General features: G+C 36.9%; 14 protein-coding genes. 13 read left to right on the top strand and 1 reads right to left on the bottom strand.

Features of this window, described 5'->3' with window-relative positions; genetic code table 11:
* Positions 1-131: 131 nt before the first annotated feature.
* The 10 genes from OPF91_RS12315 to OPF91_RS12270 all read left to right on the top strand — a co-directional run bounded on the left by OPF91_RS12315 (position 132) and on the right by OPF91_RS12270 (position 9,966).
* On the top strand, positions 132-2,189 hold the full coding sequence (locus tag OPF91_RS12315; protein WP_264989046.1) for a hypothetical protein: 2,058 nt from the start codon (positions 132-134) through the stop codon (positions 2,187-2,189).
* A gap of 10 nt (positions 2,190-2,199) precedes the next feature.
* The gene (locus OPF91_RS12310; protein WP_264989045.1) at positions 2,200-2,529 is read left to right on the top strand and encodes a hypothetical protein; all 330 of its coding nucleotides are present in this window, start codon (positions 2,200-2,202) and stop codon (positions 2,527-2,529) included.
* 87 nt (positions 2,530-2,616) lie between these two features.
* The gene (locus tag OPF91_RS19105) at positions 2,617-3,543 is read left to right on the top strand and encodes an excalibur calcium-binding domain-containing protein (RefSeq protein WP_309297430.1); all 927 of its coding nucleotides are present in this window, start codon (positions 2,617-2,619) and stop codon (positions 3,541-3,543) included.
* Between the two features lie 30 nt (positions 3,544-3,573).
* Positions 3,574-3,798: a hypothetical protein gene (locus OPF91_RS12300; RefSeq protein WP_264989044.1), complete on the top strand. Its 225-nt coding sequence runs from the start codon at positions 3,574-3,576 to the stop codon at positions 3,796-3,798.
* A gap of 131 nt (positions 3,799-3,929) precedes the next feature.
* Positions 3,930-4,145, top strand: coding sequence for a DUF1659 domain-containing protein (locus OPF91_RS12295; protein ID WP_264989043.1), 216 nt, complete (start codon positions 3,930-3,932; stop codon positions 4,143-4,145).
* Between the two features lie 16 nt (positions 4,146-4,161).
* Positions 4,162-4,386 (top strand): DUF2922 domain-containing protein, encoded by a 225-nt coding sequence (locus OPF91_RS12290; RefSeq protein WP_264989042.1) that lies wholly within the window; start codon positions 4,162-4,164, stop codon positions 4,384-4,386.
* Between the two features lie 64 nt (positions 4,387-4,450).
* Positions 4,451-4,573, top strand: coding sequence for a YvrJ family protein (locus OPF91_RS12285; RefSeq protein WP_264989041.1), 123 nt, complete (start codon positions 4,451-4,453; stop codon positions 4,571-4,573).
* Between the two features lie 92 nt (positions 4,574-4,665).
* A complete protein-coding gene (locus OPF91_RS12280) occupies positions 4,666-5,280 on the top strand; it encodes an SCO family protein (RefSeq protein WP_264989040.1) in 615 nt (204 codons plus the stop codon).
* Positions 5,281-5,672: 392 nt separating this feature from the next.
* The gene (locus tag OPF91_RS12275; RefSeq protein ID WP_264989039.1) at positions 5,673-7,634 is read left to right on the top strand and encodes a methyl-accepting chemotaxis protein; all 1,962 of its coding nucleotides are present in this window, start codon (positions 5,673-5,675) and stop codon (positions 7,632-7,634) included.
* 370 nt (positions 7,635-8,004) lie between these two features.
* A complete protein-coding gene (locus OPF91_RS12270; RefSeq protein WP_264989038.1) occupies positions 8,005-9,966 on the top strand; it encodes a methyl-accepting chemotaxis protein in 1,962 nt (653 codons plus the stop codon).
* Between the two features lie 43 nt (positions 9,967-10,009).
* Here the strand turns inward: OPF91_RS12270 and OPF91_RS12265 are convergent, their stop codons facing one another.
* On the bottom strand, positions 10,010-10,771 hold the full coding sequence (locus tag OPF91_RS12265; protein ID WP_264989037.1) for a glucosaminidase domain-containing protein: 762 nt from the start codon (positions 10,769-10,771) through the stop codon (positions 10,010-10,012).
* A 250-nt stretch (positions 10,772-11,021) separates the two neighbouring features.
* Between OPF91_RS12265 and OPF91_RS12260 the strand changes: the two genes are divergently transcribed.
* The 3 genes from OPF91_RS12260 to OPF91_RS12250 all read left to right on the top strand — a co-directional run bounded on the left by OPF91_RS12260 (position 11,022) and on the right by OPF91_RS12250 (position 15,400).
* The gene (locus OPF91_RS12260) at positions 11,022-12,689 is read left to right on the top strand and encodes a sensor domain-containing protein (RefSeq protein WP_264989036.1); all 1,668 of its coding nucleotides are present in this window, start codon (positions 11,022-11,024) and stop codon (positions 12,687-12,689) included.
* 117 nt (positions 12,690-12,806) lie between these two features.
* Positions 12,807-13,250: a hypothetical protein gene (locus OPF91_RS12255; RefSeq protein ID WP_264989154.1), complete on the top strand. Its 444-nt coding sequence runs from the start codon at positions 12,807-12,809 to the stop codon at positions 13,248-13,250.
* Between the two features lie 26 nt (positions 13,251-13,276).
* On the top strand, positions 13,277-15,400 hold the full coding sequence (locus OPF91_RS12250) for a YheC/YheD family protein (protein WP_264989035.1): 2,124 nt from the start codon (positions 13,277-13,279) through the stop codon (positions 15,398-15,400).
* Positions 15,401-15,538: the final 138 nt, after the last annotated feature.

The raw sequence follows: 15,538 nt of genomic DNA, 5'->3' as shown, positions 1-15,538 counted from the left end.
AATGCGAATAACCCTACCGATTTATAAATCGGATAATGTCGAATTTCATATTAATTTGTTGAACAAATAAAGTAGAAGTGTGTCGAATTTCCTAGCATAATTCTAATAGACTAAGATATTAGGAGGGAATTATGAAGAAAATCGCACTTATTATTATATCAATGGTAGTATCATTCAATCTCATTTTTACAGATACCGCACATGCAAATTTAGCTTCTAAGCCACTCACGATTGCGACAAAGAAGGCTGCTAAAGAAATTGTGCAAGATACGGCTGTCGAGATGGCTAATAAAATTGTGAGTGAGTATTTGGTTAAGGAATTAATTGATGGTGTAAAAACTGACGATGGTTATTCAGCCGTCTGTATGGATGGAAAGAAGGATAATATAAAAGATTGTGCACCTGATAAGCGAGCGCAGGTTAAAACGAATATGTCTGCTGCGGATAAAAGTAAGTTAGAAAAAACTGTTGAATCTGTACTGGAGCGCAAGACTAATACATCGTCAAAGTGGACAAAGTTTTTAGATTTTTTCATTCCACTTTTTTTAGCTTCGGGTGCTATTAGTTTAATTAGTGCTGCTGTTGATGGTGATATTCTTTCCTTTTTTGATGAGATTGCTCAAGAGTCGCTTTTAGATTCGGGTTTTCTTAAGCCACTTTCTGTAGATGTTGTTATAGAAGATTTGTACGATTTTGAAAGTGTACTTACTACAGCAGATATTTCTGTATATCGTTCATCTAGTGATTTATATGTACACGATGGTGTAACTGTTAAGTTTTTTAATAAAGATAATCAAAAGATAAGTTTTACTACTTACGATGGTAAAACTGAAAACATTATTTATGGTAATTCTTATACTTTTTATACATTTTCTACTTATCGTCCAGTGAGTAGTAGTGAGATATATGCAATTCTTTATTCTGCTAATATTACTTCTAAATCCATATCTGTTACTATGCCAGTTTATGACGTTTGGAGAGGTACTAATATTTATAGATGGGGTGAGTTTGTTAGTGCGAGCAATGAAGCTAGTAATTATGCTAATGCTAATCTTTGGTCACTTGTTCATAATGGTAAAACATTAAATGACAGGCTCAATGCAGTTGTTGCTATAATTAATGCGTTTGGTGGCAATTTGAAATTCAATGTGACGAAACTTGTGCCAACTCCAATTTTAACTGATTATGGTAAACAAACTGCTACAGATAAAATTAAAGATTCTAATGGTAAAGTGCCATTGAAGGGTATTAATAGTTTTAATTTTACTTATGGTGATACACATATCTATCCATCTGATGATTCTTCTACTGGATGGAAGGATAAAAAAACTGGTCAAGATGTACAAATTAACGATGATGATATATCTGTTGAAGAAAACGAATCAGATGACAATAAAGAACCTGAAATAAATCCTAATCCAGATGATTCAGAGGATACCTGCATAAAGCCTGATGAAGAAATGGAAGTGGATTCGGGCCAATGTGAAGGTGTGCCTTATCTAGGTTCAAAATTGGAGTTCATTTTTGGGAATGCAACAGGGAATAAAAAGCATATAGAACGATCTCTAGCTATGGAATTGCAGTTAAATAACATCGGAATTTTTGATGATGCAAAAGGTAAGAAATTGGTGCTCGATAACTTAACGGGTGCTTTTGATAATCCTTCAAGTATTAAAAAGACACAAAATAATGGTCGAATAGTCCGAGAGTCCATACTTACAGGTCCAAATGGTACATTAAAAATTGAATCTATATGGGATAAGGAAAAATTAATAACAGTTGAGTTTGATGAAGATGTTGAAGAGGAGTCAGAAGAGAATACTGATGAAGATAAGGAAGAAACAGGTTGGAGTATGCCAAAGGGTGGAGCTATAATAGACGGTAGAAAATACTCTGAACATGCTTTAGAAAGAATGGCACCTGATACACCTGCAGTGCGAGCTGAATTGACTACAAGAGCAAATGAAAAAGCTAAAGAGCAGGGGTTAGAGCCAGGCACCAAAGAGCATTATGAATTTGTTAAAAAATATGTTGATCCACGTGGAATCACACCAGTTGTTGTGGAAGATGTGATAAAAAATACACCTTCACAACCAGGTAGATATGAAGGTACTTTTATGCATCAAAATGAGAAAGTCACCGTAATCATAAATAATAATGGTGATGTTATTACAGTTATACCTAGATAGGAGACTATAGATGTTTATTAAATTTGATGAGTTTGAATTACTAGAGTTATTTGAGAAAGAGCCTATGGTCATTGGAGACGCAGCTGCTGGTATGTTTATTTATAGTAAAAAGGATGACTTAGGATTTACTTTAGTATTGACTGTCTCTATTTACGAGAAACAATGTAATCTGAGCTTAGTATACCCAAATTTTGAAACTTCAATATTTGAGTTTGAATTAAAGAATATTGATAGAATAATTGGTGAGGACCAAAAATTAAAAATTTTGAGACATAACAGTGAAAAGAGTATTGAAGTCATATTTAAACCGCACTTTGCATTAAAAAAATTAGTTCTGTGATTTGATAATAAGTAAATTACAAAATGAATTCACACCTAAGAAATATAGAAATTAAAGTACCGAATTTATAAAAAAGTGGGTAATTAAATGAGTGGAAATCAAAAAAAGAAATCAAGTACAACAGAGATGAAAGAATTAATACGCGAAAAGCATCCAGATGCTTGGCTCATTGAAAGTGTAAGTCTAGAGAGTGAATCAAAAGCTGACGGGTATGGTGCTTTCACCCAGGATAAACTTTTCATTTATAAACTATCGCCGGAAAAGAAGTTAATGCTTATCAATACAATGAATTGGCCTGAAGGAAAAAGTGGTCAGGTGGACCATTTTGCAATTAAATCATACTTTTCAATTGACGGAATCAATCTCACTATTGCGAATCACGGTAAAGACTTGCAGTTATTTTTAGAAGAACAAAAGAAAGATACCTTCACCAAAATAACAAGACCTTTTTACAGAAAAATTATAGGTTTTAGGTCTAAAAAGATTGGAAAAATGGTTGTAGCATCGTTTATTTATTTACTTTTTATCATTCCTTTCATAATCGGCCTCTTAGGCGGTATAGTAAGTGGAATCGGAGACATAACGTTCGCATCAAAAGAGGAATTACAAAAAAGCGAACAATTATTAGCTATAACTGAAAAAGAAGCTGATACGTTGAAGAAGCAAATAGCGGATAAAGACAAAGAAATAGGAAAGTTGACCAAACTACTAAGTGAAAAAGAAAAGGAAGTTCAAGAATTGGCAGCAATAGGGGAACAGCAGAAAGCAGAAAGTCAGGCAGAGATAGAACGCTTAAAACAAGATATGCTGAAAAAGGAGCAGGCAGAAGCAGAACGTGAAGTAGCCAATGTGGCACAATCATATACATCTCAACAACAAAGTCCCCCAAAAAATGAGTACTACAAGAATTGCACAGAATTGCGTAAGGTTTATCCACAAGGAGTGGCTGCTAATCATCCTGCTTATGCTTCAAAACATGACCGAGACAAAGATGGTTGGGCTTGTGAAAGATAATTAAACGCAGGTCAGAAAGGGAGAAGTAGTATGAATGGAAAGAAAATAGTATTGTTTGACCAGACGGGTGCAGAAGTAAAGTCATTTATTAATCAAGTAGAAGCAATGAAACATTGTGTAGATAACAAAATTTGTAATGCTGGTTGGATTAGAAGAAGTCTGAAGACTGGGGAAAAATTCTACTATCCTAAAGGCAAAGCTTCAAAAATTCGTAACGGCTATCAAGGCTCAGGAATGTTTGTGAAATGGGTTTAATACAATAATGAGATTAATACACCAAAAGACTGTCCAACAACTGGGCGGTCTTTTTATGATTTATTGATGATTCCATCATGGTTTTATACCTATAAATATATGTATATAGTATGTGAAGGGAGGTGAAGCACATGACAAACAGCACGGTATTAAATACAACACTTCGTTTACAGTATACAGTTGGTTATGATGAAAAAAATGAACCGAAGTATGAGACAAAGGCATATCGTCAAATCAATGCTACACATCGTAATGAAGCGTTAGTCACTGTTGGCAATGCCCTTGCTACATTATCCATGTATCCACTTACGCAAGTCGTAAAGCAACAAACAACCGTATTATCTTAACAGGGGAGGAAATGGGATGAGTCAAGTATTAGAGTTACAATTTCAAACAGAGGGTGGAAAAACGGCAACCATTACGGTAGATCATCCGAAAGCACATTTAACACCAGCCGATATTCAGCAAGTGATGCAGACGATTGTTGAACAAAATGTATTTGATAGTCCATCTGGTACATTTACTGCAGTGAAAGGTGCTCGCATCATTGATCGTCAAGTGTCTACTTTTACATTAGTAACACCATAATGATAGTGGAGTCTTTGCGGTCAAATACTGCAAAGGCTCTTTTCAAAAAGAAGGGAGCATGTGGATGGAACAATGGCTTAATATGGTATCAGACATTGGGTTTCCGATGGTTGTGTCATTTTATTTATTACACAGAGTAGAGGTCAAACTTGATGCGATTCATGAAGCACTTGTGTCTCAAAAGTGAAATCAATTTCACAAAGCTGTCACGGAGTAGCCCTTGTTATTTAGAGTACTGTACGATAGGATAGGGGTAATGTTAAGTGGGAGTGTGTTGAAATGAAGTCAAAAGCACTGATTTTTTTCCTATGTTTAGTTAGTGCAGCAGTGCTAAGTGCATGTGGAAATGTAAAATTCAAAGCAGATTACAATGTTGAAATCCAAACCTTTGAACATGAAAATCAACGTGGTGAGCAAGTGTCATTAGATAGCTTAAAAGGGAAGCCTTGGATTGGTATGTATATTTTCACAAAATGTGTCTCTGTTTGTCCACCAATGACTTTTAATATGACACAGGTGCAAGAGAAATTACAAAAAAGAGGGATAGAAGACTACAATATTGTGGCATTTTCAGTCGATCCTGAAACAGATACACCTGATGTATTAGCCAACTATTTAGCAAAATACAATGTACCAGATGCGTCAAAATGGAATCTACTAACGGGATATTCACAAACATATATTGAACAGTTTGCTGAAAAGTCGACGAAAATATTAGTAAGAAAAAATCCTGATCCGAATGATGACCAAGTAATACATGGCAATCAATTTTTCCTAGTGGACAAGGATGGTAAAATGGTCAAAATGTATAATGGCTATGCGGACAATGCAGAAGATGTACCGATTGACATGGTTGTGTCAGATATCGAATCATACATTGATGAAAATTTATAGGCTACGCAAGAAAACCGTCTCCTGATTGAGGCGGTTTTTTATTATATTTAGAGCCAAGAAAATGATGTAAGGTCATTTGAACGTATTTTCTATTGTAGTATAATTATATCAGCAATAGAGATAGGCAATTTTTAAGTGTGAAGGATTATTTGTTGTAACCAATAATGATTTACAGTCATTTATGAGAAAGAGAGAAGCTTGATAGACAAGACACATCAAGCAAATCGTGTACATAAAAAAGTAATTGCAAGGAGCCCCTATCGTAATATCACAAAGAGATTCAATGGAATTCGTAAAGGCTATGTGACAACGGTTTGAAAAATAATATTTCAACCGATAAAACATATAGATGGAGCTAGTTTTGATGAACAGAATGAAAGGAGATTAATCATATGAAAAAAATAATAAATAGCTTTCAAGGGAGGTTATTTATATTATTTGCACTTATCTTACTTGTACCAGTTATTTCAGTGGGCAGTTTATCCTATCTTTCTGCAAAAGAGGCCGTACAAAATAAAATCTTATTTAGTGCAAACGAAAGCATTAGTTTATTAAATAAGCTTATTGATAAAACAATTGGTGATAAATTAGTTGATTTGATGGTGTATAGTGAGACTTTGAAAAAAGAGGCTTATCAAGAAAATGCGGAGGCCATCACAGCCAACTTTGAGCAGTATCTTCATATGCACCCTGATGTGATTGGTGCGTATTTTGGCACAACAGAGGGTCAATTTTTACAATTTCCTATATTAAGTGATGCGAGCTATAATCCGTTAGAACGAGATTGGTATAAAGGGGCTGTAGCATTAAAAGGCAAGCCATTTATCTCCAAGCCATATTTAGATGAAGCGACTGGTGAAATGGTCATTACAATGGCACAGCAGGTGAAGGATGGCTCAGGCGTTATTGGGCTAGATATTAAGTTAAATAATCTTCAACAAACAGCCGCAACAATTAAAATTGGTGAGGATGGGTATTCCTCCATTTATGACGATAGTAAAGTAGCTATTTCACATCCTACATTTGAAGCGGGGAAGGAGGTAAGTGAGTCATTTTTAGAAAAAGTGTACACACAAGATGCTGGTACATACAACTATACCCAAAACAATAAAAAATATTATATATTTTTCACAACCAATGAACAAACAAATTGGAAAATTACAGGCACTATTTTTGTGGATGAAATTGACCAAGCGACATGGCCGATTTTGCAACAGACAGCTATTGTATTAATTAGCGCCATTGTGCTGAGTGCGATGATTGTTTATTTCGTCATGAAGGCACTCTTTAAACCGATTAATCGTTTAAAAAATAGCGCTCTAACGATTAGTCAGGGAGATTTGACAGAATCTGTACAGGTAACGTCCAATGATGAAATCGGTCAGCTTAGCCAAGCCTTTAATGATATGCAGGATAGTTTGCGTACGATTATTCAACAGATTGAATTTAATGCAGAGGAAGTAGCTTCATCGGCAGAGGAGCTAACAGCAAATGCGACACAAACGACAACAGCAACAGAGCGAGTAGCCACTTCAATTCAAGATGTAGCGATGAGTGCAGAATCGCAAACGACAAATGCCACAAGAAATGCAGAAGCTTTACATGAGCTGTCAACGGCTATTCGCCATATTGCTGAAATAGCCTCTGTTGTCACGGACTTGTCACAGGGAGCAACAGAGCAAGCCAATGCAGGTGGACAAGTTATTCAAAATACGAAAGATCAAATGCAATCGATTTATCGATCTGTGTCCGACTCCAATGCGAAAATTCAATCATTGTATGAACGTTCACAGCAAATTACGTCTATTTTAGATGTTATTACAAATATTGCTAATCAAACGAACTTACTAGCATTAAATGCGGCGATTGAAGCGGCAAGAGCAGGAGAACAAGGTAAAGGCTTTGCCGTAGTAGCAGACGAGGTACGAAAATTAGCCGAGCAATCGCAGGCATCCGCACAGCAAATCTTTGAGCTAATTCATGGAATTCAAGAGGAAACTGAGCAATCCGTCACGATTATGTCGAAAGTATCGACAGATGTGCAGCATGGCCTACGTGTATCGGATGAAGCGATTGAAAAATTCCAAGTGATTATGGCAAGTATGCATGATATTGCACCGAAGATGGAGGAGGTATCTTCTGCCTCTGAGCAAATGTCAGCAAGTGTAGAGGAAGTGGCAATGGTAACAGAAGGTTTAGCGACATCGGCAAGAGGAAATGCCACTGCCTCTGAAGAAGTAGCAGCTTCGACAGAAGAACAGCTTGCCTCAATGGAAGAGATTAATGCATCTGCACATGCACTTACCCATATGGCAGATGAGCTTAAACAATTAGTCCATCAATTCAAATATTAATAGACTCATGCTATCCCTGAAATGAGGAGATAGCATGTTGTCTCTGAAATTTAGTAAATGGAAAAGAGATTGGATAGGAGGATTTTAGAAAATCATTACACGAAAAATTCAATTATGATTACGCACACGCAATATAGATAAGAAAACCTAACAACATATGAATTCCCTCTTTCACTTTAAAAAAAAGCCTAGTATACTAATCAAAAGATTATATTTTGGTAGAAGGGTAAAAAGTTATGCGATATCTCAATTTTTAATAAACCATTAAATGTAATTTTATGTTTTAAAATACCATAATTGAAATGAGAGAATAAAAGGCACAAAGACGGAGAAACAGTGAAATAGGCAGTGTTATAAGGGGGATGGAACGATGAAAAATATATTTGGAAATTTTAAAAACAGGCTGTATGGATTATTTGCTATTATACTACTGATTCCCATTCTTTCAGTTGGCGCGTTATCTTATAATTCAGCAAAACAATCATTAGAAAATCAAATTTTATTTAGTGCTAAAGGAAGCGTAGAGACCGTTAATGAATTAATCGATCAAACGATAAATGCAAAAAAGGTTATTGTTGATGCTTACGGGAAAGAATTAAATGTGATCAGCTATGGTTATGAAGACCGATTACGAGATTCATTTACACAAGCGATGAAGCTGAGCCCAGATATTTCAAATATTTACGTAGCAACAGCAACGGGTGATTTTTTTGTGGAGCCAAATGTTAATGTACCACCAGGTTTTAATCCCACAGAAAGAGACTGGTATAAAGAGGCAGTGGCTAAAAAAGGAGATATTCTCATTACACAGCCTTATTTAGATACAGGTACAGGAAATATGGTAGTAACAATTGCTCGACAAATAGCCGATCAATCAGGTGTTATTGGTATTGATATTCAATTAACAGATTTGAAAAAAATCACAGGCTCCATTTCAATTGGGAAAAAAGGCTATCCAGCTGTTTTTGGTCAAGAGAACCTGATTATTACACACCCAACTCTTGAGCCAGGCAAACCAGTAGAAGAAGCATTTATGGACAAAATCTATGCGAGTGATAGTGGAACATTTGATTATGTCTTTAAAAATGAGCAAAAAATATTAACATTTGTAACAAATGAAACGACGGGCTGGAAAGTGACAGGTACATTATTCTCACAGGAACTAGATGATGCAGCTTCTCCAATATTATGGACAACAATCATTGTTCTGGTGATTGCGATTGTACTAAGTATCATCATTATTTACTTTGTGATGAAGGCAATTATTAGACCGATTAATCGTTTGAAAGATAGTGCTGTAACGATTAGTAATGGTGATTTAACAGAAACGGTAGCTATTCAGTCTAATGATGAAATTGGTCAATTAGGTCAAGCCTTTAATGATATGCAGGGGAATTTACGTGATATTATTCAAAAAATCGAGTTCAACGCAGAGGAAGTGGCATCATCTGCTGAACAGTTAACAGCGAATGCCACACAAACAACGACAGCAACAGAGCGTGTAGCCATCTCGATTCAGGATGTAGCGACAAGCGCAGAAACACAAACTATTAATGCAACGAAAAATGCTGAATCTTTACATGAGCTATCAACAGCCATTCATCATATTGCCGAAATTGCAGGAACGGTAACTGATTTATCGCAGCATGCAACGATACAAGCGAATGAAGGTGGACAAGCGATTCAGAATACAAAAAACCAAATGCAGTCGATTCATGTATCTGTAACAGATTCTAATGCGAAAATTCAATCATTGTATGAGCGCTCACAGCAAATTACATCTATTTTAGATGTCATTACAGGCATTGCCGACCAAACGAACTTGCTCGCATTGAATGCGGCGATTGAAGCAGCAAGAGCAGGAGAGCAAGGTAAAGGCTTTGCAGTAGTAGCAGATGAGGTACGAAAGCTAGCTGAGCAATCGCAGGCATCAGCTCGCCAAATTTTTGATTTAATTCATAGTATTCAGGAAGAAACAGAGCAGTCTGTCGGCATCATGTCGAAGGTGGCTGAGGATGTACAGCATGGTTTACATGTATCCGAAGAAGCGATTACGAAATTCTATGTGATTATGGATAGCATGAATGAGATTACACCAAAAATGGAGGAAGTATCTTCTGCCGCTGAGCAAATGTCAGCGAGTGTAGAGGAAGTAGCAATGGTGACGGAAAACCTAGCAACATCCGCTAGTAACAATGCTAATGCGTCAGAGGAAGTGGCTGCTTCGACAGAGGAACAATTGGCTTCAATGGAAGAAATCAATGCTTCTGCCCATGCACTCGCACATATGGCAGATGAACTGAAACAATTAGTCAATCAATTTAAATATTAAATGGAAATGCCCCCATATCACTTTTGTGGTATGGAGGCATTTTTTAATAATGGTAAATATTTAATTGTTGGCCGGCTTCAATTCGGTCAGAGCGAAGTTGATTCCATTGTTTAAGAGAGGTAATCTTCACATTATATGTTTCTGCGATATGTGTCAGCGAGTCACCATCTGCTACTGTAATCGTTTGTTTTTGTTTGATAGGCGTGTCATATTGTTGTAAATCATATTTGGCAATCAACGCATTGAGTTTTTCTTGATAGCTTGAATCAGTTGCATAGGAGCCCGTTAAAAATTTCGTTGCTTCTAAATAAGCAGTCGTATTGCTTTTCCATGCACCTGCATAAAAATTCTTATCCCAAGAAACTCCATTACGTAGCAAGTTAGCGTAGTCTTTCATTGACGCTTCGTAGGATGGATATTTGCGAAATTCGGCTATAATGGTCGTTAACTTGCCTGTCCCATCATCCTCAGATGTTTCAAGTGACACCGCATTATTTTGGTAGCGACCTTTCATGCCAAATAAATTATGATTGGGTGCGGTGCTCAAGCCACTTTGCCCACTATTGCTTTCTAAAATGGCTTGTGCAATCATAACCGAGGCATATAAATCATTTTCAGCAGCGAGCTGGCGGGCTGTTTCGGCGATTAAGCCGATGAATTCCTCTACACTTGGACGATCATCCTGTATGACAGTAGGTGTCGGCGGGGGTGGAGATTGGAAAATTCGAGTTATCATAAAAAAGGCAATGCCAATAATCACAGCAACGAGTAGGAAACCTTTAAGCAATTTGAATACATAAGTCATAGTTGTACTAATGGTAGTAAATTACCACATAACGCTCCTTTCTATAATAATGGTTTTTCTCTAGTATACTGTAAAAGAGGATTACTTGCATATTAATGATTGTGATACTAATACTTTATATTACATAATGATAGTAAATAGACATATTGAGAGTGAATACTGATTGACGAAGTTTGTCGAAATGATCATCTTGTAATAAACTTAAGATAGTTTAGTCATTATCAGTAGAAATATATTGGGGGTGTGACCTATGGAAAAGAAAATAAAGGAATTATACGATATTCAACTAGCATTAAATGCAACAACGATACTAGCGATTACTGATGCAGCGGGACGGATCACCTATGCAAATCAAAAGTTTTGCGATATATCCCAATATACAGAAGATGAACTTGTTGGCAAAACACATCGTGTCATTAATTCTGGCTATCATCCTTCTTCTTTTTTCAAAAATATGTGGAACACCATCTCCCAAGGGAAAACGTGGCGAGAAGAAATTTGTAATCGTGCCAAGGATGGCTCTATTTATTGGGTGGATACCACGATTGTGCCTTCTTGTAATGAACATGGTAAGCCATATCAATATATCTCTATCCGACATGATATTACAGAAAAAAAGAGACTGGCATTTGAATTAGAGCATCGACTGATTTATGATGCCGTTACAGGCTTGCCTAATAATGTATTTCTACAGCGGGCAGTGGAAGGAAAAATTCAGCAGCAGGAGCCGTTTTATTTAATCAAAATCAATATAGATGATTTTAAAAGCTATAATGAGAGCTTAGGAGCCGAGCATGCCGATCAAATCTTGAAACGAATAGGCGAGCGATTAACCACTTTTCTAAAAGAGCCGTCATTTTTATTAACTAGGACATATGGTGATGAATTTGTGTTATTATGCAAAATTCATCCGAATCATATTGATACGTACATTCAATCTCTTTTTCAACTATTTGAAACGCCTATTTTTCATGTAGATAGTGACTATTATGTTACTTTTTGTGTAGGTGCGGTATATTATCCAGATAATGCGACTACTTTTAATAACCTTATCTATCATGTCAATGTAGCGATTGAAGAAGCAAAGAGGAATGGGAAAAATACGTATACAATTTTTCAAAATGAAATGCTATCCAATACAAAGAAAAATTTGCAACTCAAAAACAAATTATATAAGGCGATTCAAGCGAAATCATTTATGATGTATTATCAGCCACAATGGATGGCACAGGGCAATCTGACAGGATTTGAAGCACTCGTTCGCTGGCATGATGAGGAGTGGGGATTTATTTCTCCTGCTGAATTTATTCCATTAGCAGAACGCACAGGTTTAATCACGCCACTAGGTTATGTATTGTTTGAACAGATGCTAAAGGATATAGAGACGTTACAAAAAGCAGTAGGTACACATATTACCATTTCATTCAATTTGTCGTTGCGTCAATTTTTTGATGCACAGTTAATTACACGTTTGCTTGATTTATGTGCTTTGTACCATATTCCACCACATATCATTAAAATCGAGATTACAGAAAGAGTAGCGACCTCCAATATTGAGCATGTCATACTCATTATTCAAAAGCTACGTGATATTGGTATGGATGTAGAGCTAGATGACTATGGCACAGGGTTTTCTGGTCTTCGATATTTAACGGATTTCCCTATTAATTGTATCAAAATTGACCAAAGCTTTATTGAGAAGTACCTAACTTCTGTTAAAAATAAAGCAATTGTTGATAGCATGATCCATGTTGCACATGAGTTAGGCTGTACAACCATTGCAGAAGGTATTGAAACGAAAGAGCAATTACAGCATTTAATCGAACAAGGTTGTGATAGTTTCCAAGGTTATTTATTAGGAAGACCACAGCCTGCTAGCTATTACGAACAACATGAATTGACATTTGATGATCATTAAGCAAAAACCCTAGAAACCCTTGATATACAAGGAATTCTAGGGTTTTGTCGTCATAGTTCGGTTTCTTACATATGATAGCAAGAGGACATGTAAAAGGAGGAGGCTCAGGAGAATGTGATGAATGAAGATTTGGGGGAGAATGGAAAGCAACCTCATTTTTTAGGTGAAGCATTAGCAGATATTCAGGTATTACAAGATACGATGGTCCGTTTTCAATCTCGCTATTTTGGTCAGCTTTTTGTGAAAATGGTCGGTAGTGATACCATTCCGTTTTTATTGACGCTGCATAACGGTACGAACTTGAGGTTGGCGGATACGGTAAGACAATTTGAGACGGAATTCTTTCGTATTGAGGCGATTGAGAAAGAATATGATCGTGGTATCGTGTCACTGCTACGTGCTTTTGACTACGAAGGATATGCGACGAACACGTTAGCAGATGTTGTACGCTTGGAAAGAACGACCACTGAAAAAGCCATTGATTTACAAGCTATTTCGGCGATTCAACTATTAAAACCAGATATGTTAAAGGGGCATTTTATTATTGAGCCCAAATGGTGAGAGTGCAATGAAAAGGAGTTTGATAGATGACAGTAATTGGTATGTTGCATCATCGTTTAGATCCTCGAACAGTGATTAAGTCTTATGCTTATGCTATTGTTGCACAGGCAGAAGGGGCACAGTTTTTTTATTTTACCCCGAAAAGTGTTGATTTTACAAAGCGAATCATTCGAGGGCAAGTGTATGAGCGGGGTGACTGGCATGAGCGTATGATGCCATTTCCTGATGTCGTTTATAACGCAGGAAGTCCCGAAAAATTGGCGGTATCCAAAGAAATTATTGAGCAGTTAAAAAAGGAAATTCCTTTTACAACCCATTCTATAGGTAATAAATGGAATGTGATGAAACGGTTGCAAGAAGCTCAAACGTTTGCTCAATATTTAATTCCAACTGAAATCGTGAAAAATGTGGAGCTGTTTCATAAATTTATTGCCTATCACAAAAAAACAGTCTTTAAGCCAATTGATGGACGAAAAGGGAAAGGCATTTATTTTATTACGAAGGTCGGACATAGTAATTTTGAAGTGCGTAAGGATAGTGAGAAGACGCTGTATACGAAGGCGCAGCTTGATACGTTATTAAATGCTCAATTGGCGACAGGTACTTTTATTATGCAACCGTATATTCAATCGGTGACGAAAACAGGGCAAGTGTATGATTTTCGTTTACATGTACAAAAGAACGGGGAAGGTCAGTGGGTCATTACGACGATTTATCCACGCATTGCACCACAGGGCTCTATTGTGCCAAATATTAATAATGGCGGTTTTACCAATTATTTAGAGCCGTTTTTAGCACAGGAATTTCAGGAGGAAGCCTTTAATATTCGGCGCATGCTGGAGCATTTTTCGCTGTCATTAGCCCAACATCTAGATGGCATTCAAAAAGCACAATTTGGTGAAGTGATTGATGAAATTGGCATCGATATTGGCTTAGATGATAAGCAAAAAATTTGGATGTATGAGGTCAATTGGCGACCAGGCTGTCCACCAGCTTTTTATTTAGAGTTGGATGTAGTAAAGCATATGATTCATTATGCGATGTACCTTGCTAAACAGCCGAAAGTATCACAAGTGCCCATTGTAGCGATTACAGGTAGTGCAGGGAAAACGACGACAAAAGCTTTTCTTGCCTCCATTTTAGCAGAGAAATGGCGCATTTTTGCTTCAAAGGATTATTGGAACACAACAGAGCATACGAAAAAGCATAAGGAAGAAATCAATGACACCCATCAAGCGGTTGTGCTGGAATATGGAATGGCTTATCCAGAGGTTATTACGGAGCATTGTCGGATTATCCAGCCAAATATGGCGATTATCACGAATATTGGCTTAGCACATGTTGGCAATTTTGATGGTGATATTCGAGGGGTAGCAAAGGCAAAATCGGAATTGATTCATGGGATGGATCAACAAGGTGTACTAGTAGTGAATCAAGATGATGAAAATTCACGTTACTTAGAGACAGAACATTTTAAAGGCAAGCTGTTAACGGTGGGTATTCATCAGGCAGCCGATTATCAGGCCTATGATATTCAGTATAAAGAGGATGGTATGACCTTTAAGGTGAAACTACGAGGGCAAGAGGTTGCTATGTTTATTCCCATTTTAGGGGAACATCATGTCTATAATGCGTTGAATGCGATTGCGCTAGCAGATGATTTAGGCTTTAGTGCCGCACAAATTCAAGCAGGGCTCCATTTTAAAAAGCCGCCAAGAAGGCTGACATTATACCATTGTCGTGAGGAGATTACAGTGATTGATGATACTGTCCACTCTCATCCACAAGGAGTACGGGCGGCAATTGATGTGTTGACACATATAGCAAAGGGTAGAAAGGTAGCCATCATTGGACAAATGCGCGAATTGGGCGATTTACGGGAGGCTGAATATCGTAAAGTTGGCGAATATGTGGTGGAAAACGATATTGATATTTTCATCACATATGGCTTCCGTACAGAGGAAATGGGCGAGGCAGCGAAAGCAATGGGGATGGATGCCACAAATGTCTATCATTTCATACAAAAAGATGCCCTGCATGCATTACTACAAACACTTGTACAGCCACATGACACGATTTTAGTGAAGGGTGCAAGTAAAACGAATATGTTTGAGACGGTGCAATTTTTGGATCAAACATGGGGTGAATGAATAAAGGAAAGCTGCCTGAAGTGTAGAGGTATATTGACTTTTCAGGCAGCTTTTTTGCCCTTTTTCAGTAGAAAAGCAGGGATTTTCTAAGTTTATCTTGAATTGTGATAGTAGGTAGCTTAATTTGATATAGAAAAT

This window comes from Lysinibacillus piscis, from assembly GCF_026012395.1.
Classification (GTDB): Bacteria; Bacillota; Bacilli; order Bacillales_A; family Planococcaceae; genus Lysinibacillus; species Lysinibacillus piscis.
Note: the sequence above shows the minus strand (reverse complement) of the source record. Positions and strands in the feature narration are given on the sequence as shown.

What these genes read in the sequence shown, in the direction of transcription:
- OPF91_RS12280 (WP_264989040.1), top strand. Translation starts at nt 4,666, where the DNA reads ATGAAGTCAAAAGCACTGATTTTTTTCCTATGTTTAGTTAGTGCAGCA.
- OPF91_RS12255 (WP_264989154.1), top strand. Translation starts at nt 12,807, where the DNA reads ATGAATGAAGATTTGGGGGAGAATGGAAAGCAACCTCATTTTTTAGGT.
- OPF91_RS12275 (WP_264989039.1), top strand. Translation starts at nt 5,673, where the DNA reads ATGAAAAAAATAATAAATAGCTTTCAAGGGAGGTTATTTATATTATTT.
- OPF91_RS12295 (WP_264989043.1), top strand. Translation starts at nt 3,930, where the DNA reads ATGACAAACAGCACGGTATTAAATACAACACTTCGTTTACAGTATACA.
- OPF91_RS12260 (WP_264989036.1), top strand. Translation starts at nt 11,022, where the DNA reads ATGGAAAAGAAAATAAAGGAATTATACGATATTCAACTAGCATTAAAT.
- OPF91_RS12290 (WP_264989042.1), top strand. Translation starts at nt 4,162, where the DNA reads ATGAGTCAAGTATTAGAGTTACAATTTCAAACAGAGGGTGGAAAAACG.
- OPF91_RS12310 (WP_264989045.1), top strand. Translation starts at nt 2,200, where the DNA reads ATGTTTATTAAATTTGATGAGTTTGAATTACTAGAGTTATTTGAGAAA.
- OPF91_RS12270 (WP_264989038.1), top strand. Translation starts at nt 8,005, where the DNA reads ATGAAAAATATATTTGGAAATTTTAAAAACAGGCTGTATGGATTATTT.
- OPF91_RS12265 (WP_264989037.1), bottom strand. Translation starts at nt 10,771, where the DNA reads ATGACTTATGTATTCAAATTGCTTAAAGGTTTCCTACTCGTTGCTGTG.
- OPF91_RS19105 (WP_309297430.1), top strand. Translation starts at nt 2,617, where the DNA reads ATGAGTGGAAATCAAAAAAAGAAATCAAGTACAACAGAGATGAAAGAA.
- OPF91_RS12300 (WP_264989044.1), top strand. Translation starts at nt 3,574, where the DNA reads ATGAATGGAAAGAAAATAGTATTGTTTGACCAGACGGGTGCAGAAGTA.
- OPF91_RS12250 (WP_264989035.1), top strand. Translation starts at nt 13,277, where the DNA reads ATGACAGTAATTGGTATGTTGCATCATCGTTTAGATCCTCGAACAGTG.
- OPF91_RS12315 (WP_264989046.1), top strand. Translation starts at nt 132, where the DNA reads ATGAAGAAAATCGCACTTATTATTATATCAATGGTAGTATCATTCAAT.
- OPF91_RS12285 (WP_264989041.1), top strand. Translation starts at nt 4,451, where the DNA reads ATGGAACAATGGCTTAATATGGTATCAGACATTGGGTTTCCGATGGTT.